Origin of the sequence: Rhodococcus sp. YL-1 (genome assembly GCF_001942025.1) — a bacterium.
Taxonomy (GTDB): domain Bacteria; phylum Actinomycetota; class Actinomycetes; order Mycobacteriales; family Mycobacteriaceae; genus Rhodococcus_F; species Rhodococcus_F qingshengii.
The window spans coordinates 49,714-73,851 of sequence record NZ_CP017303.1 but is presented as its reverse complement, the minus strand read 5'-3'; the positions used below and the strand labels follow the sequence as shown (position 1 = coordinate 73,851).

General features: G+C 62.6%; 19 protein-coding genes, 6 pseudogenes and 2 other annotated features. Of the genes and pseudogenes, 12 read left to right on the top strand and 13 right to left on the bottom strand.

Annotated features, from left to right (window positions below; all coding sequences use genetic code 11):
* Positions 1 to 11: 11 nt before the first annotated feature.
* Together BH682_RS32485 and BH682_RS36915 are read right to left on the bottom strand one after the other, a co-directional pair.
* A complete protein-coding gene (locus BH682_RS32485; protein WP_075836116.1) occupies positions 12 to 1,505 on the bottom strand; it encodes an APC family permease in 1,494 nt (497 codons plus the stop codon).
* Positions 1,506 to 1,773: 268 nt separating this feature from the next.
* A pseudogene (locus tag BH682_RS36915) lies at positions 1,774 to 2,238 on the bottom strand (helix-turn-helix domain-containing protein); the annotation flags it as partial.
* Here BH682_RS36915 and BH682_RS36910 point away from each other — a divergent pair.
* The gene (locus BH682_RS36910) at positions 2,158 to 2,802 is read left to right on the top strand and encodes a hypothetical protein (RefSeq protein ID WP_223304715.1); all 645 of its coding nucleotides are present in this window, start codon (positions 2,158 to 2,160) and stop codon (positions 2,800 to 2,802) included. The pseudogene BH682_RS36915 and the gene BH682_RS36910 overlap by 81 nt on opposite strands.
* Positions 2,803 to 2,855: 53 nt before the next feature.
* Here the strand turns inward: BH682_RS36910 and BH682_RS32470 are convergent.
* Positions 2,856 to 3,176, bottom strand: a pseudogene (locus tag BH682_RS32470) (integrase core domain-containing protein); the annotation flags it as partial.
* A gap of 91 nt (positions 3,177 to 3,267) precedes the next feature.
* Between BH682_RS32470 and BH682_RS32465 the strand changes: the two are divergent.
* Positions 3,268 to 4,618 (top strand): annotated as a pseudogene (locus BH682_RS32465) (IS30 family transposase).
* A gap of 7 nt (positions 4,619 to 4,625) precedes the next feature.
* On the opposite strand, the pseudogene BH682_RS36905 reads toward BH682_RS32465, so the two are convergent.
* The 3 genes and pseudogenes from BH682_RS36905 to BH682_RS32445 form a co-directional block, all read right to left on the bottom strand.
* Positions 4,626 to 5,581 (bottom strand): annotated as a pseudogene (locus BH682_RS36905) (IS3 family transposase); the annotation flags it as partial.
* Positions 5,178 to 5,309, bottom strand: a sequence feature (AL1L pseudoknot). It overlaps the preceding pseudogene by 132 nt.
* A 48-nt stretch (positions 5,582 to 5,629) precedes the next feature.
* Positions 5,630 to 5,752, bottom strand: coding sequence for a hypothetical protein (locus tag BH682_RS37145; RefSeq protein ID WP_269750910.1), 123 nt, complete (start codon positions 5,750 to 5,752; stop codon positions 5,630 to 5,632).
* Positions 5,753 to 5,931: 179 nt separating this feature from the next.
* Positions 5,932 to 7,692: a sigma-54-dependent Fis family transcriptional regulator gene (locus BH682_RS32445; RefSeq protein WP_083954814.1), complete on the bottom strand. Its 1,761-nt coding sequence runs from the start codon at positions 7,690 to 7,692 to the stop codon at positions 5,932 to 5,934.
* 238 nt (positions 7,693 to 7,930) lie between these two features.
* Here BH682_RS32445 and BH682_RS36115 point away from each other — a divergent pair, with 238 nt between their 5' ends.
* Positions 7,931 to 8,443: a hypothetical protein gene (locus BH682_RS36115; RefSeq protein WP_143542640.1), complete on the top strand. Its 513-nt coding sequence runs from the start codon at positions 7,931 to 7,933 to the stop codon at positions 8,441 to 8,443.
* Positions 8,444 to 8,534: 91 nt separating this feature from the next.
* On the opposite strand, the gene BH682_RS32435 is transcribed toward BH682_RS36115, so the two are convergent.
* The 4 genes from BH682_RS32435 to BH682_RS36900 form a co-directional block, all read right to left on the bottom strand.
* Positions 8,535 to 9,305: a glucose 1-dehydrogenase gene (locus tag BH682_RS32435; protein ID WP_075836110.1), complete on the bottom strand. Its 771-nt coding sequence runs from the start codon at positions 9,303 to 9,305 to the stop codon at positions 8,535 to 8,537.
* A gap of 149 nt (positions 9,306 to 9,454) precedes the next feature.
* A complete protein-coding gene (locus BH682_RS32430) occupies positions 9,455 to 10,660 on the bottom strand; it encodes a serine hydrolase domain-containing protein (RefSeq protein WP_075836108.1) in 1,206 nt (401 codons plus the stop codon).
* 118 nt (positions 10,661 to 10,778) lie between these two features.
* Entirely contained in the window at positions 10,779 to 12,425 is a 1,647-nt protein-coding gene (locus BH682_RS32425) for a flavin-containing monooxygenase (protein ID WP_075836106.1), read from the bottom strand.
* 27 nt (positions 12,426 to 12,452) lie between these two features.
* Entirely contained in the window at positions 12,453 to 13,295 is an 843-nt protein-coding gene (locus tag BH682_RS36900) for a hypothetical protein (RefSeq protein WP_232354269.1), read from the bottom strand.
* A 57-nt stretch (positions 13,296 to 13,352) separates the two neighbouring features.
* On the opposite strand from BH682_RS36900, the gene BH682_RS32410 reads away from it, so the two are divergent.
* Positions 13,353 to 14,626 (top strand): IS3 family transposase gene (locus BH682_RS32410; protein ID WP_157127683.1). Its coding sequence is split into 2 segments (ribosomal slippage): positions 13,353 to 13,629 and positions 13,629 to 14,626, totalling 1,275 coding nucleotides; the frame shifts between segments, so codons are not numbered across the junction.
* Positions 13,625 to 13,756 (top strand) — a sequence feature (AL1L pseudoknot). (Overlaps the previous gene by 132 nt.)
* Before the next feature lie 637 nt (positions 14,627 to 15,263).
* A complete protein-coding gene (locus tag BH682_RS32400) occupies positions 15,264 to 15,563 on the top strand; it encodes a hypothetical protein (protein WP_157127682.1) in 300 nt (99 codons plus the stop codon).
* Positions 15,564 to 15,656: 93 nt separating this feature from the next.
* Here BH682_RS32400 and BH682_RS32395 read toward each other — a convergent pair whose 3' ends face one another.
* Complete coding sequence (locus BH682_RS32395) at positions 15,657 to 15,872, bottom strand: hypothetical protein (protein WP_075836103.1); 216 nt, start codon at positions 15,870 to 15,872, stop codon at positions 15,657 to 15,659.
* 368 nt (positions 15,873 to 16,240) lie between these two features.
* Between BH682_RS32395 and BH682_RS32390 the strand changes: the two genes are divergently transcribed.
* Complete coding sequence (locus BH682_RS32390) at positions 16,241 to 16,726, top strand: hypothetical protein (protein WP_075836102.1); 486 nt, start codon at positions 16,241 to 16,243, stop codon at positions 16,724 to 16,726.
* 22 nt (positions 16,727 to 16,748) lie between these two features.
* Positions 16,749 to 17,858 (top strand): annotated as a pseudogene (locus tag BH682_RS32385) (IS256 family transposase); the annotation flags it as partial.
* 557 nt (positions 17,859 to 18,415) lie between these two features.
* On the opposite strand, the gene BH682_RS32380 reads toward BH682_RS32385, so the two are convergent.
* On the bottom strand, positions 18,416 to 19,417 hold the full coding sequence (locus BH682_RS32380) for a PDR/VanB family oxidoreductase (protein WP_083954788.1): 1,002 nt from the start codon (positions 19,415 to 19,417) through the stop codon (positions 18,416 to 18,418).
* A complete protein-coding gene (locus tag BH682_RS32375; protein ID WP_087503866.1) occupies positions 19,407 to 19,766 on the bottom strand; it encodes a hypothetical protein in 360 nt (119 codons plus the stop codon). The genes BH682_RS32380 and BH682_RS32375 overlap by 11 nt, the downstream gene beginning before the upstream one ends.
* 132 nt (positions 19,767 to 19,898) lie before the next feature.
* Between BH682_RS32375 and BH682_RS32370 the strand changes: the two are divergent.
* From BH682_RS32370 to BH682_RS32350, 5 genes and pseudogenes are all read left to right on the top strand, one after another.
* Positions 19,899 to 20,279 (top strand): annotated as a pseudogene (locus BH682_RS32370) (cutinase family protein); the annotation flags it as partial.
* A gap of 135 nt (positions 20,280 to 20,414) precedes the next feature.
* Positions 20,415 to 21,368 carry a siderophore ABC transporter substrate-binding protein gene (locus BH682_RS32365; protein ID WP_075836098.1) on the top strand — a complete coding sequence of 318 codons (954 nt, stop codon included), beginning with the start codon at positions 20,415 to 20,417 and terminating at the stop codon, positions 21,366 to 21,368.
* Positions 21,369 to 21,469: 101 nt separating this feature from the next.
* Positions 21,470 to 22,390 (top strand): ABC transporter permease, encoded by a 921-nt coding sequence (locus tag BH682_RS32360; RefSeq protein ID WP_083954813.1) that lies wholly within the window; start codon positions 21,470 to 21,472, stop codon positions 22,388 to 22,390.
* Positions 22,381 to 23,361, top strand: a complete 981-nt coding sequence (locus tag BH682_RS32355) for an iron chelate uptake ABC transporter family permease subunit (protein ID WP_075836095.1) — start codon at positions 22,381 to 22,383, stop codon at positions 23,359 to 23,361. Before BH682_RS32360 ends, BH682_RS32355 begins: the two co-directional genes overlap by 10 nt.
* Positions 23,358 to 24,113, top strand: a complete 756-nt coding sequence (locus BH682_RS32350) for an iron ABC transporter ATP-binding protein (protein ID WP_075836093.1) — start codon at positions 23,358 to 23,360, stop codon at positions 24,111 to 24,113. The genes BH682_RS32355 and BH682_RS32350 overlap by 4 nt, the downstream gene beginning before the upstream one ends.
* The last annotated feature ends 25 nt before the right edge of the window (positions 24,114 to 24,138 follow it).

Genomic DNA, 24,138 nt, shown 5'->3' with positions numbered 1-24,138 from the left:
GGGAAGTCCTTTCAGATGATGTGAGAGTGCGGGACGTCGGTGTGCGGGAGAGGGGCTTCTGCGTCGGCGAGTTCCGGGAGCGTGTGGTTCCGTCCGATGCCGTGAAATATGCCCCACGCGGCACAGAGCGCAAGCAGGACACCGGCGGAGAACACGCCGTATCGTGCTTCGTCGGCGGGCAGTGGAATCACGGAACCGACGATTCCCGCGCCCACCGTGAGAACTGCGACGACGACGGCGATCCAGCCTGCTGCATGCCATTCGCGACGAACGAGAAGCTTTGTCGCCGAGACTATCAGAACAAAATATGCGCTCATCACGAGTAGTCCGCCGAGTGTCGCGCCGATCGAGAAACCGACGTACGGATCCATGCCGGTTCGGGAGCTCACGAGTGCCACGACGGCGATACCGACGACCGATACGGCAGCGAAGACGGCGATTCCGACGACAGGAGTCTGCCACCGGCTGAGTTTGGCGGCAGATCCGGGGAGCAGGCCGCCGCGGGCGAGAGCGAAGATCCCGCGCGACGATGCAACCATGAAACCGATTGCGACCGCGATCATGTCGAGGACCAGGCCGAGCTGGGCGAACGGGGCTATCCAGGTGCCCACGTACATGGATCCGAGTGTCGACAGGCCTAGTGGGTCCGACGCCCAGTCGACGGCGACGGAGTCCGCGCCGAACCCGATCGTCCCGGCATACTGCATGAGAAGACAAAAGCCTGCGACGATCAGGATGGTGGCGATGATGGCGCGAGGGACTGACTTCCTTGCATCCCTTGCTTCTTCGCCGAGGGATGCCGCCGATTCAACCCCCACGAACAACAATGCACAGAACATGAAGGTCGGCAGGAATTGACCCGCGCTCGCTGCGGACGGGTCGAGAACGACGGCGCTGTTGCCGTCTCTGCCGCCCTTGGCGATCACCGTGACGGCGATGACGAGATAGGGCACGACGGAGAGCACGAAGATGGTCAACTGGGCGCGTACCGACAGATCGACGCCCCTGATGTTCACGAGAGCGACGAAGAGGAGAACGCCGAGCGAGATCAGCCAGAACGGAATGTCGACGTCGAGGTAGCTGAGCAGTAGATCATGGCCGAGAACTCCGGCTCCGACGAGCATTGTCGGGCCGCCGAGAATGATGTACGCGAGGTAGTAGAACCCGGCCGTGGAAATACCTGCGGTGGGACCCAACGTGCGTCCGACATATTCGTACATGACACCGGCATGGGTGTACCGGCGTGCGAACATGACCAGAATCGCCCCGAGCCCGAGGATGCCCAACAGGACGACGACAAGGTAGAGGGGGCCGGCGCTGCCACCCTTCGCAGCGATGATCCCCCCGAGCAGCGCTGCGGAGGTGATCGGTCCGACGGCCAGTGACTGCGCGACGAGGTCGGTCGTGCCGAGTTTGCCCTGTGCGAGTGAACCGGTCGGACCGGAGGTGCTCGACTCCGTCGAGCGGGGTGATCCGCCCGGCGGGAGGGCGTTGGCTGTCGACATGGGCAAGTCCTTCGTTTGGTCAACGTATGTTGATGAAAGAATGCGGCCGCTCTATTGCCGATCTAGTGCGGTGACGTAACGGCTCCGTTTCGTCGACCGACTTCGCTTCGTCGGTCAGTCCCCGCCTTTCAGCGCAGATTTGACGTATCGAAATCGTCTCGAACGTGAGGGTGGACCAGTCGAGGGCTGCGGGAGGCTGCCCGGCTTCGGAGTATTTCGGCAAGCACTACTGTGCGACACGTCACTCTTTTGTGTCAACGCTTGTGGTCTAAAAACGCATCAGAGAAATCTTTACCCCTGACCGGCGGCCGGGAAAGCGGACCGGTTCGTACGGTGTCGGTGTCGCGGGTTCCCGGGCGCACCGGGCAGACGCGCGGAGTTCAGATGTGCGGCGTCGCTGACTGGGTGAGGTGCCGAACTGTCTGCGGTATTCCCGACTGAATGGGGAAGGGCTGTCTTAGCCGACGAGGTGGGCGACGCCTGTGACGTCGTTCGGGTCGGTCGCCGGCAGCAACCGGGCGTCCTGGAGTCGGATCTGTTTCTGGAATTGGATGGGACTCGTCGCGGTCACGGTCTGGAAGTGACGGTAAAATGAGGACACACTCATACCTGCCTGTAGTGCAACGTCTTCGACGCGAATCGGCTCTGCGTAGTGTGCGCGAATCCACTGGACCGCGCGGGCTACCCGATTCAGGTGGCTCTCGGCGAGGCCGAGCTGTCGCACGACTGCCCCATCACGTGGTCGGTCTTCGGGATCGGTGCGGCGCTGCCGGCAACGTACTGGGTGTCGATCCACCGACGCGCACACTCGTTCGAACTGCGGACCGATCGCGGCGGTGTGCGCGCCGGGGGTGTGCGACCGGCGACGTTCAGGCGATCGGGATCTCGTGCTGGTCAGGGGTTGCTTGCCGCAAGACCGTTCGAGGAGGTGCCGGTTTCCGCGGACTATGATGCGAAGGATTCGGAGCCAGATCCGTTCGAGGCCGCTGATTTCCGTGGGCATTGCGAAGATGCTGCCGGTTCTGTCTTGGACGATATCCAGGTCACGGGCGATATCGGCGGTAGTCCTGAGCTCGGACTCGTCGATCTCATCGGGTACTCGTCGATGCGCAGAGTGCTCAGCTTCTTGCCGTCTAGGTGGATGTGGATCGTCTCGGCTTGCCGAATGGCTTGTCTGAGTCCGATTCCGCGGTGGACCTCCCGTGGTTCGCATCCAGTGGTGTCGAGGGTGATGGAGCTACTGCCCTTGTCCCCAGGGGCGAACGGCACCAACATGGTGATGCGAAGCGACCGGTGAAAGCCGGCGGTGATTGCGTAACTGAATCGCCCTGGGTCTGATGGAGGCTCTGGCTATTTGATTTCAACCAAGGTCTGCTCACCCTGCTCAGTAGCGTAGAACGTCTTCTCGTACTCTGCTGGCGGGATGTCGCCGCAGTGACCATGCAGCCGCCTGTGATTGTGCCAGTGCACCCACGACAGTGTCGCCAGTTCCACGTCGTCGATGCTGCGCCATGGACCAGGATGCGTTGGGCCGTAGATGAGTTCGTACTTGTAGTAGCCGTTCACGCTCTCGGCGAGAGCATTATCGTAGGAATCGCCCACGGTCCCGATCGACGGTATTGCACCGAGTTCGGCGAGCCGTTCGCCGTAGCGGACCGAGGTGAATTGATTGGGCTCAATCGGTGGACGCAACATTCGAGGTCAGGAGGGTGTTGTGGGTCGTCCATCGGATTGGGTGCGGGAAGTAACGGGCAGGGCTCCGATGAGGTCACCGGGAGCACCGGGCCATCCCCGGTCGAAGGAACGGCAGTTTTGGGACCAGATCGCCACAGGCAAGCTTCCTCGCGAGGCAGCTGACGCTGTCGGCGTGGGACAGCCTGTGGGCCAGCGGTGGTTCCGGCACGCTGGCGGGATGACGCCGTATTCATGGCCCGCGCCGGCAGGCAGGTACCTCTCTCTGACAGAACGTGAGGAAATCGCGATCCTGCACGCCACAGGCCACGGAGTGCGCGCGATCGCGAGTGCCATCGGGAGGAGCCCGTCGACGATCTCGCGGGAGCTGCGGCGTAACGCTGCCACGCGTGGCGGCAAGCTCGAGTACCGCGCCAGCGTGGCGCACTGGAAAGCCGAGTTGTTTGCTCGTCGCCCGAAGACCGCCAAGCTCGCGGCCAACGATCGGTTACGGCACTACGTCGAGGACCGACTCTCAGGCCAGATCACCAAGCCGGGCGGCGATGCGGTCGCCGGACCGTTCGAACGGCAATGGAAGGGCTTGAACAAGCCGCATCGTCAGGACCGCCGATGGGTGAAAGCGTGGAGCCCTGAGCAGATTTCGCACCGGCTACCGATCGACTTCCTTCGATGATGAGTCCATGCGGATCAGCCACGAAGCCATCTACCAGTCCCTATTCATCGAGGGTCGCGGCGGCCTGCGCCGCGAACTCATCTTGTGCCTGCGCACCGGCCGCGCTCTTCGGATGCCACGCGCGAGAGCGAAACGCGTTGCCTGGGCCCATGTGACACCGGACGTACTCATCAGCGAGCGTCCCGAAGAAGCCGACGACCGTGCGATCCCCGGGCACCACGAAGGTGATCTCATCATCGGCACGGACAGGTCCGCGATCGGCACCATCGTCGAGCGCACAACCGGATACACCACCCTCGTGCACCTGCCTCGGGAACAAGGGTGGCGACAGCAACCGATCACCAAGAACGGGCCGGCACTGTCGGGATACGGAGCGGTGTCGATGAACAAAGCACTGGCGCAGGCACTGGCGTCGATGCCCACCGAACTCAAACGCTCGCTGACCTGGGACCGAGGAAAGGAAATGTCCGCACACGCCCAGTTCACCATCGACACCGGGCTGAAGGTCTACTTCGCCGATCCACACAGCCCATGGCAACGAGGCACCAACGAGAACACGAATGGACTACTGCGCCAATACTTTCCGAAGGGAACTGATCTCTCGCGATGGAACCCAGACGATCTCGCGGCAGTCGCCCACGCTCTCAACACGCGACCACGGAAACGACTCCAATGGCGAACCCCCGCTGAAGCCTGGGACGAACACCTACGATCAATTCAACAGCAACGTGTTGCTTCGACCAGTTGAATACGCCTTGAGAGCCCGCATCCGAGTGGTGAATAGTCCTCTCGCGCAACGGATTGCCTTGCATTGACCGCAGCATGCAGGCCTGATTCACCGCCCGCTCTACGAACGCGGTTTCCTTCGACGTCGACACCTCCCAACCGACGATCGTGCCGGCGAACGCATCGATCACGAACGCGGTGTACGCGAAGCAGGGCACCATCCGCACGTACGTGAAGTCGGCGACATAGAGCGCATCGGGCCGGTCGACCCGGAAGTTCCGGTCGACCAGGTCCGGTGGCCGCGGCGCCGACGGTTCCGCGATCGTGGTGCGGACCCTCTTCGTCCGGGTGGTGCCGCGCCACCCGTTCACGCGCATCAGCCGCTCCACGGTGCAGCGGGCCACCTCGATGCCCTGACGTTGCAGGTGGGCCCACATCTTCAGCGAGCCGTACAACGACTCCGGTTTGCGTCTGCCGTGCTCGTCCCGCTCGACGTAGTACGAGGCCAGCACCGCGGTGATGGTGGCGTCCCACAGGGCGCGCTTCGACAGCGGGCGCGCCAGCCAGGCGTAGAAGGTTCTCGGGGCGATCGTGCACCCGTGCTCGGTGAGCACACGGCAGATCGGTACGACCCCGAACTGATCGCGGTGTTCGGCGATGAATCGGCAGATCACTTGCGTGGCGGGTCGCACTCCCGCGCGAAGAAAGATGTTGCGGCTTTGAGTATTTCGATGGTCTTCTCGAGCTCGGCGTTCTTCCGGCGCAATGCCCGCAGTTCGATCTCCGCCTCGGACGCCGACGCGGCATGGGTGCCATCACCCGCCGCTTCGGCCTTGCGGACCCACACCCGTACGGTCTCCGTCTTCAGTGACATCCGTTCGGCGATTGTGCGGATCGCCTCGTACTCCGAGGCGTAGTCACCACGGTGCTCGAGGACCAGGCGCACGGCCTTCTCCCGTACCTCGGCTGGATAGACATTCGGCATAAGGTTCACCTTCCCAAGAAAGAAGGTGTGCATCAAACCCGGGACGATTCAGCGATCACGATGCCAACCGGTGGTGGCACACAACTCGTCCAGGATCCGCGCTTTACCGGCCTTGTCGACCCGCATGTAGCGGTTCGCGATCGTCTTGGTCACGACTTTGCGCTCGACCATCGTCAATCCCATCCTTCGGTGGTATGCGGCGGGATTCCCCGCAGGGCTGGGCGGGCACCGGATCGGCCGCCGCGGACCGGTATAAGCGGGGCAGTTAGCGTCCGTGCGGCGCCGGTGCGCAGCAACGGCGTGCTCACCGATCCGGTCCATCTGTCCTCGGTGCACGCAGTAGTTTCTGCTCACCCGTGTATGCCGTAGGTGTCGATCTTCCGGTACAGCGACGACCTGGCAATGCCGAGTCTGGCGGCCGCCTTGAGGCGATTGCCTCCGCATTCGCGCAGGGCGGTGACAATGGCGTCGCGCTCGGCGTTCTCGAGCGGGGTCATGAGTCGACGGGGTGCGGAATGGACCGCTGGAGGTAGGTCGGCGGTGACGATGGTGCCGGAAATGCGTTGTTGTAATGCGTATCTGAGTGAGTCGACGAGTTCGGTGACATTCCCTGGCCAGGAGTAGCGTTGCAGCGTGCGAAGGGCATCGGGGTCGATGTCCAGTTTGCGGTGTGGGGCGAGTTGTTCCAGGTGCATGCGCGCGAGGGTGGGGATGTCGTCGGAATGGTGGCGCAGGGCGGGAACGTCGACGACGGCGGTGAAGCACTGGGCGAGGGCTGACTGTGTGAGCACCTCCGTGTCGGCTGTGGTGGCGACTATCCACCTCGCCGGGTAGGTGTGCTGGTCGCCGGCCAGGAAACGGGCCACGGTGTCGGCTTGGGGTCCGGGCATCCGGTCGGCATGTCGTAGCACCACGGTGGTGGCCGAGGAGTTCAGCGCGGTGCTCATCGCGTCGTCGAGGTCCTCTGCCGCCGCGCAGTCCACAACGGTCAGTCGTGCCTGGGGGTTCTTGTGCAGGTGGGCGCCACGGGCGAGGGTGAGTCTGCCGCTACCTGGCTCGCCTCGGACAACGGTATTGGTGTTCGCGGTGGCGAGGGCGGCGATCTCGGTGCGGCACCGAGTCCATTGCGGGGAGGTGCCGGAGGATCCGGGGAGCGTGGGCGCAGTGCGCTGGGGAGAAACGGCGGCGGTGGTGCCGGCAATTCGCTCGACTTCGAGAACTACGCCCGCGACCTCGCCTCCGTCGTGGACCAGGGTGCGTTTGACGGCGATGGTGTGACCCGACGGGAGGGTCAGATCGAAGTTCCCGAGCCGGGAGGGGGTGAGCAGGCAGTGGGCTTCTTCACGCAGGTAGGCCTCGTCGGCCGGGTCGAGGAGGCGGGCACCGTAGGAGTTCGACATGAAGATCCCGCAGCTGAGGGAGTAGACCGCGACGTGCCGTCGCCGGCACGCGGCGACGAAGGCTGCGAGAACGAGTTGTTGTTTGGCCGAACCGGTTGCGCGCAGTGCCGCCTCGATATCGCGGGCCGCTCCGAGGGCGAGTTGGCGCATCAGAGGGTGCGCGTCCTTTGCCAGGCAGCTGATGTCGAGCAATCCTTCGAGGCGGCCGGTGAGGGGATTGTGGATCGGTGCGCCGGCGCAGGTGAACGCGCGGATCGATTCGTGGAAATGTTGAGGGCCGTGGATGTAGACGGCCATCCCCGTCTCGAGGGCGGTGCCCACACCGTTGGTGCCGATGACGTCCTCGGCGTAGTTGAAGCCGGGAGCGAAGTGGGCTCCGTCGAGTCGAGCGGCGAGCAGAGGGTCGTTGTCGCGGCGCAGCATGACTTGAGCGTGCTCGTCGGTCAGCGCGATGCTCAGTGGCATCCCGGCCAGGTCGTCGTGCAGTCGGTCCAAAACCGGTGCTGCGCATTGGACCAACCGGCGCTGCAGGTCCAGGTCGTCGACGTACTGCAGGCGAGGGAGGCAGGCGCTGTCGGGATCCACCCCGGCGCGGCGCGAGCGGTGCCAGGACTGCGCTATGACCGTGGGTGTCCCGGATGGTGCGCCGGGAAGGTCGGGGACGTCCTGGTGCTCGTTGGCGGTCGGCGTGGGTCGGCGCTGGCGGGCCATCTCTCCTCCGTCTCGTGAGCACATCCCGTACCTATCCAGTGTGTCCTGAATCACGCGGGACGAGTGTTCGAATATCGGACAGCCGGGCATCGCCGTGGCAGGTTCTATGATCAGCGTCCGGACGAGCCGGTCGACTCTTCGTGGAGAGACAGACCGCGCCATACCGTCATCAGGGTGCCGTCGCGCCCCATCGACCGGCGCAGCGCCGCCGGAAATTGCACACCAGACTGTGAGGAACATGATTACGAATTCCAGCCCTCGGTCATGTCCCGAGATATTCGAGGCGACAGTCGCCGACAGTGGGCGGCGGCGAAGCCGGACAGGCTCCGCGGGAGTCGAGCACGTACCGACATCGCGCTCGGCCGAGACGGCCGGCACCGAGTCCGACGACCAGGCACATACGGTGCACGCGAGTCCGCGGCCCGGCGGGACGTCCCTCGCCGACGATGGGGGCGGGCGTCCGGAGACGACCGAGCCGAGTGCCGGTACGCATGCCGGGCCGTGGGCCGCCCGGGCCGAGGAGCAGGGGGAAGACGGCAGAGACAGCGCGCACAGTACGGGGCCGTCCCAGAATGCGTCGAGCGCTCGAAGCCGCTGCCGCGGAAAGGGTGAGGAGTGGAATGAGGTCGAAGCCTGGTGCGAGCGGGACCGGCGATACCGTGAGTGGTGTGTCGACTACGAGCGGTACAAGGCGGAACTGGCCGAGGTGATCGCGCTGCGGCGAGCACGATTGTCCGCCCTGCCACGGTGACGAGCGCACCGTCTACGGACGGTCCTCGGGCCGGTTGCCGTAGCCCTTCCGAGGTGGACTACGACAACCGGCCCGAGCCGCCCGACCAGATCTACTGGGCGGTGTATCCTCCGTCGACGACGAGTTCGGCGCCGGTGACGAAAGACGATTCATCGGAGGCGAGATAGAGGATCGCATAGGCGATGTCCTCGGCAGTGCCCAACCGTCCGATCGGGTGCAGCGCGGTCAGCGTTGCACGCCCCTGCTCGATGTCGCCGCCTTCTGCTGCGACCCCCTGCACCATGGGGGTCCAGATGTAGCCGGGGTGGACGGAGTTGACGCGAATGCCGTAGCCGGATTTCGCGCAGTGCAGCGCGGTCGACTTGGTGAAGATCCGCACGCCGCCCTTGCTGGCGTTGTAGGCGGCCAGGGCGGGATCGCCGATGAGTCCCTCGATGGACGAGAGGTTGACGATCGAACCGCCGCCCCCGACCTTCATCGCCGCGATGGCGGCTTTCGTGCCCAGGAACACCCCGTCGAGATTGATCGACTGGAGCCAGCGCCAGCGCTCGAGCGACTCGTCCTCGACGTTCGCCGTGGACACGACACCGGCATTGTTGACGAGTACATCGAGTCGGCCGAATCGGTCGGTGACCTGCTCGATCACCGCGGCCCAGTCGTCCTCCGCCGTGACGTCGTGGGGAAGGAACATCGCGTGCGTGAAGGTGTCGTCGATCGCTGCCGCGACGGCGTGTCCGGCGTCGTGGTCGACATCGGTCACGACGACGCGTGCGCCCTCGGCGGCAAGCAGCCGGGCGGTCGCCGCGCCGATCCCTCGTGCGCCGCCGGTGACGAGCGCAACCTTACCTTCGACTCTTCTCATGATCGAGTACTTCCTTTTCTCAACGTGATTCGTACGTCGTAGTGGCGAGTGGTGATTCGGTGCCGGACGGAGTGCGGGCCGAACCGTGGTGGGGCCGCCGGTAGACCCCATGGAGAGGGGACGGCCCCTGGTGAGGAGCCACCCCCCGGCTAGTAGCGGACAGCAGCGGAGGGCTGCCGGATCGATGTGTAGAGGGCGGACTCGAACTCCAGGTACTGCCCGAACGAGGTCGGGTCGCCGAAGGGGAGAATCTGGGTGGCCCAGAACCCACCGTATCCGTTGCTCCGATCGATCCAGTAGAACAGGTTGGCCAGTCCGGCCCACCCGAGGGCGCCGGCCGGGCGACCGGTCGGCGCCTGCTCGTCGTTGATCATGAACGGCAGAGACCACGACTTGGACAGTCCCGGGAAGAACTCCGCATCGTTCGACAACGACGGGATCACACCCGTCAGCGGCGTGACCTTCAGATCGCCCAGATGGTTCTGCACGGCCATCCGGGCCGTCTCGGCCGACAGGACCCGACCGTGTTCGCCCTCACCGTCGTTGAGCCACATCCGGATGAAGCGCATGTAGTCACCGACCGTGCCGTAGAGACCGTGACCGCCCATGTGGACCTGCGGCGGGGACGGCAGCTCGAAGTCCATCGGTGTGAGCGAGCCGTCGGTGTTGCGCGCATGCATGCCCACCAGGCGCGCTCGCAGCCGATCATCGAGTTCGAACGTCATGTCCTCGATGCCGAGCGGCTCGAAGATCCGGGTGGCGAAGACCTCACCGAGGCGCTCGCCGGTGACGGCCTCGACGAGCTGGCCGCACCAGTCGAGATTGGTGCCGTACTCCCATCGCTCGCCGGGGTCGAACAACAGCGGCGTCGTCAACGCGGCCTTCGAGGCGGTGATCACGCTCGGCTGGCCCAATTCCTCGGCCAGCCGAGCATAGGTCGAGTTGAAGAAGTCGTAGCCGAAACCGCCGGTGTGGGTCAACAGCATGCGCGTGGTGACCTCGCGTTTCGGGTCACGCAGCCGCGGTGCGCCGCTCGCGGTGAACCCGTCGATGACCTTCAACGCGCCGATCTGCGGAAGATAGGTCCGCGCCGGCACGTCGAGGTCGACGCGCCCTTGTTCGACCAGCTGGAGGACCGCGGTCGCGGTGACGGCCTTCGTGGTGGAAAACAGGGCGAAGATGTCGTCCGGGGTGATCGCGGTGTCTGCGTCGACGCGGCGTACGCCGGCAGCGCCCTCGTAGAGGTTGCCGACACGGTCGGTGACCATGGCGACGACTCCGGGCACCGGCGCGTCTGCGGTCACCGCACGGCGCAGAATTTCGTCGGCGGCGGACGGGAAGGATGTGGTGTTCATCGTGGGTCCGTTCTGGTGGGGCGGCCCGGACCGTGGGTGGAAGCGGCGATCCGGGCCGCGGAACCGAGGGCGAGGAGCGGATCGTCGCCCTCGGTGGGGGTCGGCTGTGGGGGCGGGATCAGTTCAAGTGGAATCCCTTGTAGCCGGCGGCCGCGGCAGCCAGGGTCTTGTCTCGATAGGTCCCGACACCGCCGGTGTAGGACAGCACCCGCCGGGGCTTGCCCGGAACGTTGGCGCCGTTGTACCAGGAATCGGTCTTCGAGATCAGGGTCGCGTTCGCGGTCTCGTCGTGGTGGGCGACCCACTCGTCCTCCCCGGCCGGGGTCGGTTCGATGACGGTGTGGCCGTGCGCGCGCATGTATCGGATGCACTCGGTGATCCACTCGGTCTGCTGCTGCAGGCAGGTGGTCATGTTGCACAGCGCCGCGGAGGGAGCCAGGGGAGCGCCGGTGGTCAACATGTTGGGATAGCCGTGCACCATCAATCCCATGGTGGTGCGGATGTCGCGAGACCAGTCCTCCTCGAGGGACCGGCCGCCGCGGCCGCGGATGTCGATCCGGGTCAGCGCACCGGTTCCGGCGTCGAAGCCGGTGGCCAGAATGATGACGTCGACCTCGTGCAGGGTGCCGTCCGCCAGGAGGATCCCTTCCGGAACGATCCGGCTGATCGGATTGGAACGCACGCCGACGGCCTCGACGTTCGGGCGGTGGTAGACCTCGAGGTAGTCGGTCTCCAACGGCACCCGGTGCGTGCCGAAACCGTAGTCGGTGGGGATGAGCAGCTCGCACAATTCCGGGTCCTGCAGCCGCGCGCGCATCTTCTCCCGGACGAACTCCGAGACCTGCTCGCTGACCTCCTCGTCGGAGAACACCTCCGCGAACGAGGCGAGCCACAGCTTGAGCGAACCGTGGGCGTAGATCTCCTCGAGCACCTGGTGGCGCTGCTCGGGCGTCAGATCCGCCCAGGCGTGCTCGAAGTCGTACTCGAAGCCGCTGAAGGTGTGCGGCAGCGTTGCCTTCAGCTCCTCGAAACGCTCCTTGTACGCTGCAACGTCCGACTCGTCGAAGGACGGGTTCCTCATCGGCAACGCGTACTGAGGGGTGCGGATGAAGACCTTCAGATGCTCGACGGTGTCGGCGATGGTCTGGATCACCTGGATTCCGGTGGCACCGACCCCGATCACGGCGACACGTTTCCCGGCGAGGTCGGCGCCGTCCTTCGGCCACCGGGAGGTGTGGAAGATCGGGCCGCGGAAGTCCTCCTGTCCGGCGAACACCGACGACATCGGCGCCGAGAGCATGCCGGCGCAGGTGATCAGGAACTGCGTGGTGATCGTTTCCCCGCGGTCGGTGCGTACCAGCCATCGGCCGGCGGCCTCGTCGAAGTGTGCGCTGGTGATCGTGGTCGAGAACTGGATGTCGCGGCGCAGGTCGAGACTGTCGGCGACGTAGTGCATCCAGCGCTCGATCTCGGGCTGGCCGGGAAAACGCTGACTCCAGCTCCAGTTCTTGTACAGCTCTTCCGAGAACAGGTACTGGTAGATGTAGGCCTCCGAATCGAACCGGGCGCCGGGGTAACGATTCCAGTACCAGGTCCCCCCGACGTCCTCGGCGGTGTCGTAGGCACGCACGCGCAGGCCCTGTTCGCGTAGCTGATGCAGTTGGTACAAGCCGGCCACCCCCGCACCGATGATCAGCGCATCGAGTGTGGTGAGATTTGCCGGAGTCTCCGCTTCGAGAGTCGTGGTGGTGGTGTGATGTGGCATCGCAACATCCCTTCGCTGTGGTGTGAATCACGATGCCGAGTATTGTTGCGGGCCAAAAGAGTCGATCGCTGTCCGATCTTCGGACAGTTGAGTCCGCGGCGACGACAGGCGCCCATCCGGCTCAACTGACACACGGGCCCACGACACAGCTGAGCGGGGCGCATCTCTTGCGTGATCGAGTGCCCAGCGGGTTCGGTGAGACGTCACCCGACCCGCGAGCGCACCTACCGGTCTATCTGAAGGCGGACACACTCTTTGGACGGTCGCTGTACCTGCCGGAGACCCGGTTCGACTCGACGAGAAACCACCCGGCGGGAGGGCCGGTGCAAGAGGGCAGTGCATACCGCCGGCGCGGCTGGCATCGACACCGACCGAGGTGTAGAACGTCGCCACCTCGGAGCGGATCAGACCGGCGGTGTTGTTGGTGCGCTCGCGGTCGTCGTCGGTGACCCAGTTCGGCTGGTTGAAGTGGACATCGCCGATCATGATCTTCTCGGGTGGGGCGAGGTAGATCGGCTCCGGGGTGACCGGCTGCGGTGCCCGCAGCGCCAGCGGGTCGATCGGCGGCGGGGCGCTTTGCCGCTCGTAACGGTTCGTGTCGTAGTTGTAGTCCGGCAGCGGCGCGTACTGACGCTGCTGCGCCGGAGGCGGGGTCCAGTAGATCTGCTTGGCCGGAGGAGCCGGGGCCGGCTTCGGGGCGCTGGTGGTGCCGCCCTGGGTGGACGGTGCCGGGGTGGTCACCCCGCCCTGCGAGGGCAGCTCGACCGGAGCGGCCGAGGCCAAGCCCGACCCTGCTGTCACGATCGCTGCGGCCGTGGCGGGCACGACGCTCGCCTTGGCGATCCGCGAAGCCCTGCGATGTGTGCTCATGATCGCTGAATCGTCCCGGGTTTGATGCACACCTTCTTTCTTGGGAAGGTGAACCTTATGCCGAATGTCTATCCAGCCGAGGTACGGGAGAAGGCCGTGCGCCTGGTCCTCGAGCACCGTGGTGACTACGCCTCGGAGTACGAGGCGATCCGCACAATCGCCGAACGGATGTCACTGAAGACGGAGACCGTACGGGTGTGGGTCCGCAAGGCCGAAGCGGCGGGTGATGGCACCCATGCCGCGTCGGCGTCCGAGGCGGAGATCGAACTGCGGGCATTGCGCCGGAAGAACGCCGAGCTCGAGAAGACCATCGAAATACTCAAAGCCGCAACATCTTTCTTCGCGCGGGAGTGCGACCCGCCACGCAAGTGATCTGCCGATTCATCGCCGAACACCGCGATCAGTTCGGGGTCGTACCGATCTGCCGTGTGCTCACCGAGCACGGGTGCACGATCGCCCCGAGAACCTTCTACGCCTGGCTGGCGCGCCCGCTGTCGAAGCGCGCCCTGTGGGACGCCACCATCACCGCGGTGCTGGCCTCGTACTACGTCGAGCGGGACGAGCACGGCAGACGCAAACCGGAGTCGTTGTACGGCTCGCTGAAGATGTGGGCCCACCTGCAACGTCAGGGCATCGAGGTGGCCCGCTGCACCGTGGAGCGGCTGATGCGCGTGAACGGGTGGCGCGGCACCACCCGGACGAAGAGGGTCCGCACCACGATCGCGGAACCGTCGGCGCCGCGGCCACCGGACCTGGTCGACCGGAACTTCCGGGTCGACCGGCCCGATGCGCTCTATGTCGCCGACTTCACGTACGTGCGGATGGTGCCCTGCTTCGCGTACACCGCGTTCGTGATCGATGCGTTCGCCGGCACGATCGTCGGTTGGGAGGTGTCGACGTCGAAGGAAACCGCGTTCGTAGAGCGGGCGGTGAATCAGGCCTGCATGCTGCGGTCGATGCAAGGCAATCCGTTGCGCGAGAGGACTATTCACCACTCGGATGCGGGCTCTCAATATACGGCTCTGCGCTTCGGGGAAACCCTGTTCCTGCAAGAACTTCGGCCGTCGATCGGGTCGGTAGGTGACGCCTACGATAATGCCCTGGCGGAGACGACGATCGGGCTCTACAAGGCCGAGTGCGTCGCCGACGATTCCCCGTTCCGCAAGGGGCCGCTGCGCACCATCGGCGACGTCGAGGAGGCCACCGCGGCGTGGGTGCACTGGTACAACACCGGCCGGCTCATGCATCGTCTCGGGCGGATCCCACCGGCCGAGTACGAAGCCAAGTACTACGCTGAACACCGTGCCGATCAACCGGTCGCACACAAATGACAGTGTGTGCATGAGACCCGGGATGGTTCAGTTTCTTTTCGAGGACGCACCGCTGAATTTGTGTCAGACGCTCAGTGTTGGGAAGGCTCACTGGTTCTTGGTGCGGCCGCCACGAAAAGTTATGGGGCGGGGTGTGTCGTGAGTGTTGATGTGAGGCGTTGGGTGCGGAATTGCATATGCCGTAGGCGTGGAATTGCCGGTGGCGCTGACTCTTGCCGAGAACGGTGAGTGGCTTTCTTCATGTTCGTGGTGTCATGTGCAGGTGCGATGATCTGGGAAGTGTCCTGACATTGGCGTGCGTGTTCTGGTTTTGCCGGGCGAAAGGGGTGAGGAATTTTGACGGATATGGAGCGCTTGATGGTGGGTCTCCCCTTCTGCATGTTGGTGATTTCCGCATTGATCGTTGTCACGGGCTTTCTTGACTTGTCCCCGGCCGCAGCCGTTGTGGTCGCGAGCGGTGTTACCTTTGTGCTGTTCTGCACAGTGTTTGGGATCTGGTTGCTGATCGACCGAGTTCGGTTGCGGCGAGCTAAGTGACACGGTCGACGGTGTTGTTCTCCCCAGGCAATTTTGCATCATCCCTGCCACAGTCTTGCTGGCCGAGTGTGGTGAGTAGGTACAGGAAAGTGACGGTCCGATGTCGATTATGGTGACTGCAGTCGTTGTGGCGGGTTTCTTCGTGGTGTTCGGTCACTTCGCCGGTGTTCCCCGAGCTCAAACAGTTGCCACCATCGTGGTGATTCTGCTGTCTGCTGTGCCGACACTCTGGATCGACGAAACTACTTCGTTTGCAGCTGCTTTCGGCATTTTTGTTTCCACGGGTGTTCTCGTGTCCCTTGTTCTGGGTGGGGTGTGGTTTCTTGTGAGGTATGTGCGTGGCCGTCGCGACTCGCGTTTGTCCAATTCTGGCGGCGAATTGGGTGGCGTGGGTAGCTGAGGCGTTTGTCGTCGAAGCTTCTTTGTTGCCAAAGGCTTGGACGTTTTCAGCTGAAGGGTGCACGGGTTTCGGGCACTGCCGGCGGCAGCGATCTTAGGGGCGGATTTCGCTAGCCGATGAGCCGTCACTTCCTTCTCGCATCGCGACAGCTGCGAGAGCTGACAGTTCCGCCATCGGTTTCTCGAGGGCATCAATCCACTCTTGGCCACCGGTGATCATCGCCTGCATCGCTTCCCAATGCCTCCCGTCCGCAAGAATCTGCAACACCTCGGTTCTTCCTCGGGGCGGCAAGTCCTCGATGTCGAGCATGCCGACGTTGCCCTGGTTGAGGGCAACGACAAGCTCGTGAGTTTCGAGCTCCGATCATCGGAATCAGTGCCTCCAGAGCGAGGGCAAAGACTGACGAACGGGCGGTCCAACGTGCTCCCGACGAGAAGAAGATCGTCCCAGCCATGACAGCCCTCTCTCCGATAGTCGACGCTGTAGTGGGTCGGCGCCTCGCTTTCCCCATTGAACAACGCGGGTCTGACTATGGCGGCCCGCGACATGTGATGATCTGAGCTGACACAGCGCCACGGGGTGCGTAGAGATCCGGCGATAGTCACCGAATCGGCGCGTGATGATACGGAAACCGATGAGTGCGGAAAGATTTCGCACCAGGATGAGGGGGCACCTGAATGCAGATATACACCAAGTACGCGAGTCTTCGAGTGGTGGATCTGCCATACCCCGAGGGGTTGGGAAAGGAGGAGCACAAGGGGATCCAGGCTGCGGTGAAGAACCTTTTGGGGGCAGACGAATTAGATCCCGAGGTTCACGAGGCTCACTTCTGGACCGGGCCGTATCAGGCTGCCGTAGCGGAGCACCTCGCTCCGTTCTTTGCCGAGGACGGAGACATCGTGGACATCGCACGCTGGGGACTGGAAATTGCAGAGGCCAACCCGGCATTCGGTGTGGCAATACCAGGAGGCGAGGCGCATGTTGGGATTTTCGCGGCGAACCTCCCGCCTCAACGCGGTTACTCCAGCAACAAGTCGGAGTGGCAAAAGCGCAAGTGGGCTGGGCAACCCCCAAGGCTGTTCTTCAAGGACGGGCACCTCACGATCCTGGACGGTCGCCACCGCCTGAGCTACCTACGGGGGACTGTAAGAACAACGGTGTAACTCTGAAAGGAGATACGCCACTATGACTGACGTGATTGAACGTGAGACAGAGACGAACTCGGCTCAGCCGGGTATCAGCGATGCGCGGCTCAAAGAGCTGGTCGAGCAGGCGCGAGCCGAAGGGCTGCAGTTGACCGGAGATGGTGGATTGCTGTCGAAGCTGACCAAGCTAGTCGTGGAGTCCGCGCTCGAAGGCGAGATGGACGACCACCTCGGATACGGCAAGAGCGACCCGGCAGGCAGGGGCAGCGGCAACTCCCGCAACGGCAGACGAGCCAAGAACGTGTTGACCGAGGCCGGCCCGGTCGAACTCGAGGTGCCCCGTGACCGGGATTCCTCCTTCGAGCCGAAGATCGTGGCCAAGCGGCAGCGTCGGCTCTCAGGCGTGGAGGACATGGTGATCTCATTGTCGGCCAAGGGTTTGACGACCGGTGAGATCGCTGCACACCTGGCCGAGGTGTACGGAGCTGATGTGTCCAAGCAGACGATCTCGACGATCACCGAGCGGGTGATGGAAGGCATGGCCGAGTGGCAGAACCGGCCGTTGGATCCTGTGTACCCGGTGTTGTTCATCGACTGCATCCACGTCAAGATCCGCGAGGGCAACGTCGCTAACCGGCCGATCTACGTCGCGATGGGGGTGACTGTCGACGGCACCCGCGACATCCTCGGATTGTGGGTCGGTGAGCACGGCGACGGGGAGGGAGCGAAGTACTGGCTTCGGGTGTTGTCCGAGCTGAAAAACCGTGGTGTGCAGGATGTTCTGATCGTCGTGTGCGATGGTCTCAAGCATCTACCCGACTCGATCGAGCAAGTGTGGCCACAGACCATCGTGCAGACTTGTGTGGTCCATCTTCTCCGTAACACCTACGCCTATGCCTCCCGCAAGGACTGGTCCGAGATCGCCAAGGACCTCAAACCCGTCTACACGGCTCCGTCGGAGCAGGCCGCGCTCGACCGATTCGCAGAGTTCAGTGACAAATGGGAGAAACGCTATCCCGCGATCATCAGGCTCTGGACTAACGCCTGGGCTGAGTTCGTGCCGTTCCTACAATTCGACAACGCCATCCGGCAGGTCATTTACACGACCAACGCCATCGAGAGTGTCAACGCTCGAATCCGCAGGGCTCTGACCTTGCCAACGGAATGACGCATGATCGACTCAGCAATGGCCGACCGACAAGAGGAAATCGCCCGGCAAGAGCAGTCTTCTGTTATCCAGATCTTTTGCCGGATTGGGCTGGAAGGAGTGCCCTCTTCCTATAGCCAGTTCACCTGGGAAAGACATTGGTATGAGCCCTCAAACGAATTACGGGGGCCATGTCGACAACGTCGCGAATTAGCGTCAGACAATTGCGCTAAACCGGGTAACCGGCGCAACCATCATTTCCGCAGGGTCGTAATCGGGCGCGGGGCGCATCCGGGCCGCGCAACTCGAACGTGCCTTCACTTCAACGCACACCGATCTAAGAAGTCGCCCGAGTGGCCTGAAGGTGGACCCCCTCAACCAGCACTTAACGAGAGAAGTATATGGAAAGCAGGTCCACGAAGGATGTCACCTTCAGGAGCACACCGGCGTGTACACGCTTCCCCGTTGGGACGACATATCGACAACAAGAGGCTTTATCAATGCGCGGCGAAAACGATCAATGCGCGGCGAAAACGGGCTGCTGCCAACTGGGGAGATGTCTATACGTCGAGGACGATGCGAGGGGTCTTCGACCTGGAGCAGCAGGGCGTGATGACCTCTCCGGATGCGCGTTGCTCTTCAGTGAGCACAGCATCTCGATGCTCGGGTATACCTTCGAGCACTCTTGTCTCGCAGGTTCCGCAGACTCCCTCACCACATGAAACTGGAATGTCGATCCCATACCCGGCGAGCACGTCGACAATGGTTTGTCCGGCGGGTACCTGTGCGGTTACGCCGGACTGGGTTGCGACGACCTCGAATGTCGACTCACTGGCTTCCGCTCCCGTGATGATCGGCGCTTGAAATCGTTCCACGTGAAGTGACCCGGGGGGCCATGAGCGTGAGAGGCGTTCGACTGCTTTGATCAACGGTTCTGGACCACAGCAGTAGATGGCCGTACCGAATTGAGGCGTACCGAGAACGGCATCGAGATCGATCAGGCCCCGTTCGTCCTCCGGCCAAATCTCGACCCGGTCACCGAAGTGGCCGAGTTCGGTGAGGAACGCCATGGATTCGCGGTGCCGGCCACCGTATACAAGAGTCCACGGTGTTTCCGGGCGGGTCGCGTCTAGTTCTTCGATCATCGACAGTAGGGGCGTGATGCCGATTCCTCCTGCGATGAAGACGTATTTGCGGGCGGTTTTTAGAGGAAATTTGTTGCGGGGACCCCGTACCCGGATGTTGTCGCCGACTCGGATGCGATCGTGAACCCATTTGGAACCGCCCCGGCTTTCGCTGGCACGGAGGACCGCTACCCGCCAACGAGATCGGTCGCCTCGGGGTCCACACAGGGAGTACTGCCGCTCGAGTCCGTCATCCAACACCAGATCAATATGTGCGCCGGGAGCCCAATCGGGTAACGGCCGACCATCGGCCGCAATCAAGGACAAGGATCGAACGCCGGCGGACTCTTCATGCACGGTCTCGACGAGCACGTCGAAACCGGTGACGTCATGAGGTTGGGTGATGTTGGTGGTCCTGATATTTCCGCTAGTGGTCATCGTCGGTTCCTGCCGCTTGTGCTTCGCGCTCGACCATGCGCAAGTACAGTTCCAATATTTCGCGGTCGAGTTGTTTACGCAGAACTTTGTCCAGCGTCTGGTCTGAACGCCAGCGGCGGTCGAAGTTTTCGAGGAGGCCCTGAAGTGCTTCGTTGACGGCCATTTCCATGGCAAGTCGGTGGTCGTGAACTTGGTACTGCCCTGAATCCGTGCCGTTGCCGCCGGTCGCTTTTGCGAGGTCAGCAAAGAGGTCGCTGTAATCCTCCCCGCCGGCGACAGTGACATCGGCGAGGGCGATGTTCAAAGTTGCTGCAATATCGTCGTTTTCAGCCGCCAGGTACGCCGGCATCCGATCCCAAGAGCGTTCGAGTCTGCCGAGGATGTGCAGCGCCGCCCGAAGTTGGCGGGCGGCGCCCCCGTCGAACACCTCTGGGAGCACATCCTCGGTCAGGCCTCGACGTACTCCGCCGAGCAGTTCTGCGCCGATCCCTCGATCCCGGTCGGTATGCTCAAACCGATCGCCGACAGCATCGCGGACAAGCACGGTAACGCGGCGCAGAACTACATTCTGCCGTACATGGCCCGAGCCTTCGACAACGGAAAAACCTACGCAGACAGCAAATCTGATGGTTTGACGAGGGCGAAGGACGTTCTCTCCAAGATCGCAGCGAAATGCTCTGGCATCAAGTTCACCATCACCGGCTATTCCCAGGGCGCGGACATCGCAGGTGATCTTGCCTCTGAGATCGGCAATGGCTCCGGCCCCATCAAGGCAGAGCAAGTCCTCGCGGTCGCGCTTCTCGCAGATCCCGGTTCCGGGACGAACGGTGAAGCAGTCATCGGCCCGAAGCCGTCAGGAAAGGCACATCGGTTGGCTTCACTTGTCCAATCAGGTCAAGAAATAGTTCTGTTTTGCCAAATTTAGTAAAGCTATCGTAAGTTAGGTGGTGCTTACCTGCTGTGCGAGTTGTTCTCGCGCATTGCTACGAGGAGAACCATGCGTTTCCGTTTCACCACTGTGATCGCGCTTGCCGCGACAGCAACACTCGGGCTCACCGCCTGCTCGTCTGACGACTCCGCCACCGCGGATGCGTCGGCCGACACAGTTCTCATCACCCATGCGCAGGGCGAGACGACAGTTCCGTTGAACCCTGAGCGCGTTGTCGTCTTCGACCAGAGCGTGCTCCAGTCGATGATCGACCTCGAACTTCCCGCTGCCGTCGGCGTTCCGGCGCTGAGCAACTGGCCGGCCAGCCTCGAGCAGTACAAGAGCGACGGCACCAAGAAGGTTGGTTCGCTGTTCGAGCCGGATTTCGAGGCTGTCAACGCACTCGAACCCGATTTGATCATCGTTGCCGCGCGATCTGCGGCGAAGTATCCCGAACTCAGCGAGATCGCCCCGACCGTGGACCTTTCCGTCGATGCCGAGAACTTCCTCACGAGCTTCGAGGAGCAGAACCGTAACCTCGCCAAGATTTACGGTGCAGACGATGCAGTCGATGCAGCCTTCGCATCGATCGAGACGGCCAAGAACGCCATAACCGCGGCAGCGGCGAACGCGAACGTACGTGGGCTCATCCTGCGGGTCGAAGCAGCCGAAGTCACCGCGTACGGGCCGGGTTCGCGCTACGGAATCATCCACGATCTCGGAATCAACCCGGTGAACGAGAACTTCGCCAAGGAGGTCGCACACGGTGACGCTGTCTCCTTCGAGTACATTGCACAGGCCAATTCGGACGTAATGTTCGTTCAGGACCGTGAAGCGCCCCTCGGTGACACCACGGGTCCCAATGCTGCACCGGTGCTGAATAATCCGTTGGTCGCCGGAACCAATGCCGCCAAGAACAACAAGATCATTTACCTGGATCTGTACACCTGGTACATGGCGCCTAACGCGATCAGCTCCGTTCAGCAACAGATCGAGGTAGTCGGAGACGCAGTCGGCGCGTGAGCACCACCAATGTTTCCGCCAGGGCTGACGGCGATTCCGCACCCGTCAGCCCTGGTTTGCGTCCTCGGTATCTGATCGGCGGCATCGTTGCACTTTCGGTGATGTCGCTAGCGTCGCTGTTCGTCGGAGTCTCCGACTTGACACCGCTGGATCTCCTTCGCGGAGAAGGTGACAAAATTCAGGTCTTCGTGATTTCTCGGCTGCCGCGCCTCGCCGCGATTCTCCTGGCCGGCGCAGCCCTCAGCGTTGCTGGCCTGATCATGCAGCACCTGACCAGAAACCGGTTCGTGTCTCCGTCGACGGCCGGCACCACCGAGTGGGCCATGCTCGGGATCCTGGTCGCTACCTTGTTCTTTGGTGGTACCTCCGTCATGGGCAAGATGGTGACAGCCATAGTTTTTGCGCTCTTCGGGACGTTCTTGTTCCTTCGCCTGCTGCGACGAGTTCAGTTCACCGACATGATCGTCGTCCCTCTCGTCGGGCTGATGTTCGGCGGTGTGGTCATGGCCGTCACCACGTTCTTCGCCTACCGACTAGAACTCATGCAAGCGCTCAATACCTGGACAACCGGCGATTTTTCGGGAATTCTCCGTGGACGTTACGAGATCATCTGGCTCGTCGTCGTGGTCATGATCGTGGCGTATCTCTACGCCGACCGCTTCACCGTCGCAGGTATGGGTGAAGATTTCGCGAAGAATCTGGGCGTCTCCTACAACACAGTAGTGAACATCGGGATGATCATCGTCGCCATCACCACAGCGGTGGTCACCGTGGTGGTCGGCGCAATTCCGTTCCTGGGTTTGATAATTCCCAATCTGGTGACGATGGTGTTGGGTGACAATCTACGACGAGTTCTGCCGTTCACAGCACTCGCCGGTGCGGGATTCGTGCTCGTGTGTGACGTGCTCGGCCGAGTGATCCGCCACCCCTACGAGATTCCCGTAGGCACGGTCGCCAGTGTTATTGGTGCGGTTGTCTTCATCGCGCTGATCCTGCGAGCAAGGAGACCGCGATCACTGTGAAACAACACACCGATCCGCGTAGCGACCGCCGCACGCGGGTACTGGTGGTGCTGGCGGTAATCGCAGTGGCGGTGGTGTGCGCGTACATGTTCCTGTTCGTCACCGGTTCGTGGAACTACGCGATGAAGGTCCGCACGCGGCAGGTGCTGTCCATGATCTTGGTCGGATATGCGACGGCATTCGCAGCCGTGATCTTTCAGACGATCACCAACAACCGGATCCTCACGCCGAGTGTGATGGGCTTCGACTCGCTGTTCATGCTCATCCAGACGATAATCGTGTTCTTCTTCGGCGCCGGCGCTTTGACTGCTATCGACCCGCGTGCGAAGTTCGGTGTCGAAGTTCTGGTGATGATCGTATTCGCGCTGGTCTTGTATTGGACGCTGTTCGGCCGAGAATCCGGAGACCTGTACGTGCTTGTGCTCGTCGGCATCGTGCTAGGTTCTCTGTTCGCCGGATTGTCGAGCTTAGCCTCACGGTTGATCGATCCCAACGACTTCATCACGCTGCAGGACATCCTTTTCGCCAGCTTCAACACCGTCCATGTCGAACTGCTCGGCGTATCGGCGATTTGCGTAGCAGCGGCGACAGCTTTTTCGCTTCCCCTTCTACGTCAGCTCGACGTGGTCGCGCTCGGGCGTGAGCACGCCGTCAATTTGGGGATCGAACATCGAAAGGTTCTCAACCGCACACTGATCGTGATCGCTGTGCTCGTCTCAGTCTCCACGGCACTCGTCGGCCCGATCACCTTCCTCGGCCTGTTGGTCGCAAACCTAGCGCGTGAGATAACCGGGACTTTCAGACATCGCTGGACAATTCCCGCCGCCGTTCTCCTCTCGATCATCGCGCTGGTGGGCGGCCAGTTCGTCCTAGCCCGCCTTCTCGATTTCAACTCGAGTCTCATCGTCGTCATCAACTTTGTCGGCGGAATCTACTTCATCTCGCTCCTGGTGAGAGGCGCCAAGCTGTGATCATCATCAACGACATCTCAAAACGCTACGCAGATACCACTGTCGTCGACGCCGTCGACCTCGAACTCCCTCAGGGCGGCGTGACGTCGATCATCGGAGCCAACGGAGCCGGCAAATCGACACTTCTTTCGATCGTCAGCCGCCTCATCGAAGCTGACGGCGGTAGTGTCAGCATCGACGGGCTCGACCTCCGTGGGACCGCGAACAATGTTCTGGCACGCAAGCTTTCGGTATTGCGACAGGACAACAACACCGCAGTTCGGTTGCCTGTCCGCGAACTCGTGGAGTTCGGCCGCTTCCCCCATTCCAAAGGACGTTTGACTGCGGTTGATCGTGAAGCTGTCGACCGGGCCATCGAATGCACCGACTTGCAGGGATTCGAGGATCGATTCCTCGACCAACTCTCAGGAGGCCAGAGGCAGCGCGCATTCGTGGCCATGGTCTTGGCACAAGACACCGACTACGTGCTACTCGACGAACCGCTGAACAACCTCGACATGTCTCACTCCCGCAACATGATGCGTCTACTGCGTCGAATGGCACACGACATGGGAAAAACTGTCGTGATCGTCATTCACGACATCAACTTCGCGTCCGTCAACTCCGACCGCATCGTCGCGATGCGAAGAGGCAGGATCATCGCGGACGGTCCCGTCGACGAAATCTTGGTGCCGGAGGTACTGAACTCGGTATACGACATGGACATCGAGGTCCACGACGTCGGTGGGCGTCGGATCGCCGTCTATTTCTAGGTAGGACACGTCATGGGTCGAACCT

What these genes read in the sequence shown, in the direction of transcription:
- BH682_RS32485 (WP_075836116.1), bottom strand. Translation starts at nt 1,505, where the DNA reads ATGTCGACAGCCAACGCCCTCCCGCCGGGCGGATCACCCCGCTCGACG.
- BH682_RS37145 (WP_269750910.1), bottom strand. Translation starts at nt 5,752, where the DNA reads ATGGTCGAGCGCAAAGTCGTGACCAAGACGATCGCGAACCGCTACATG.
- BH682_RS32445 (WP_083954814.1), bottom strand. Translation starts at nt 7,692, where the DNA reads ATGGCCCGCCAGCGCCGACCCACGCCGACCGCCAACGAGCACCAGGAC.
- BH682_RS36115 (WP_143542640.1), top strand. Translation starts at nt 7,931, where the DNA reads ATGATTACGAATTCCAGCCCTCGGTCATGTCCCGAGATATTCGAGGCG.
- BH682_RS32435 (WP_075836110.1), bottom strand. Translation starts at nt 9,305, where the DNA reads ATGAGAAGAGTCGAAGGTAAGGTTGCGCTCGTCACCGGCGGCGCACGA.
- BH682_RS32430 (WP_075836108.1), bottom strand. Translation starts at nt 10,660, where the DNA reads ATGAACACCACATCCTTCCCGTCCGCCGCCGACGAAATTCTGCGCCGT.
- BH682_RS32425 (WP_075836106.1), bottom strand. Translation starts at nt 12,425, where the DNA reads ATGCCACATCACACCACCACCACGACTCTCGAAGCGGAGACTCCGGCA.
- BH682_RS36900 (WP_232354269.1), bottom strand. Translation starts at nt 13,295, where the DNA reads ATGAGCACACATCGCAGGGCTTCGCGGATCGCCAAGGCGAGCGTCGTG.
- BH682_RS32400 (WP_157127682.1), top strand. Translation starts at nt 15,264, where the DNA reads ATGTCGATTATGGTGACTGCAGTCGTTGTGGCGGGTTTCTTCGTGGTG.
- BH682_RS32395 (WP_075836103.1), bottom strand. Translation starts at nt 15,872, where the DNA reads ATGCTCGACATCGAGGACTTGCCGCCCCGAGGAAGAACCGAGGTGTTG.
- BH682_RS32390 (WP_075836102.1), top strand. Translation starts at nt 16,241, where the DNA reads ATGCAGATATACACCAAGTACGCGAGTCTTCGAGTGGTGGATCTGCCA.
- BH682_RS32380 (WP_083954788.1), bottom strand. Translation starts at nt 19,417, where the DNA reads ATGACCACTAGCGGAAATATCAGGACCACCAACATCACCCAACCTCAT.
- BH682_RS32375 (WP_087503866.1), bottom strand. Translation starts at nt 19,766, where the DNA reads ATGCCGGCGTACCTGGCGGCTGAAAACGACGATATTGCAGCAACTTTG.
- BH682_RS32365 (WP_075836098.1), top strand. Translation starts at nt 20,415, where the DNA reads ATGCGTTTCCGTTTCACCACTGTGATCGCGCTTGCCGCGACAGCAACA.
- BH682_RS32360 (WP_083954813.1), top strand. Translation starts at nt 21,470, where the DNA reads ATGTCGCTAGCGTCGCTGTTCGTCGGAGTCTCCGACTTGACACCGCTG.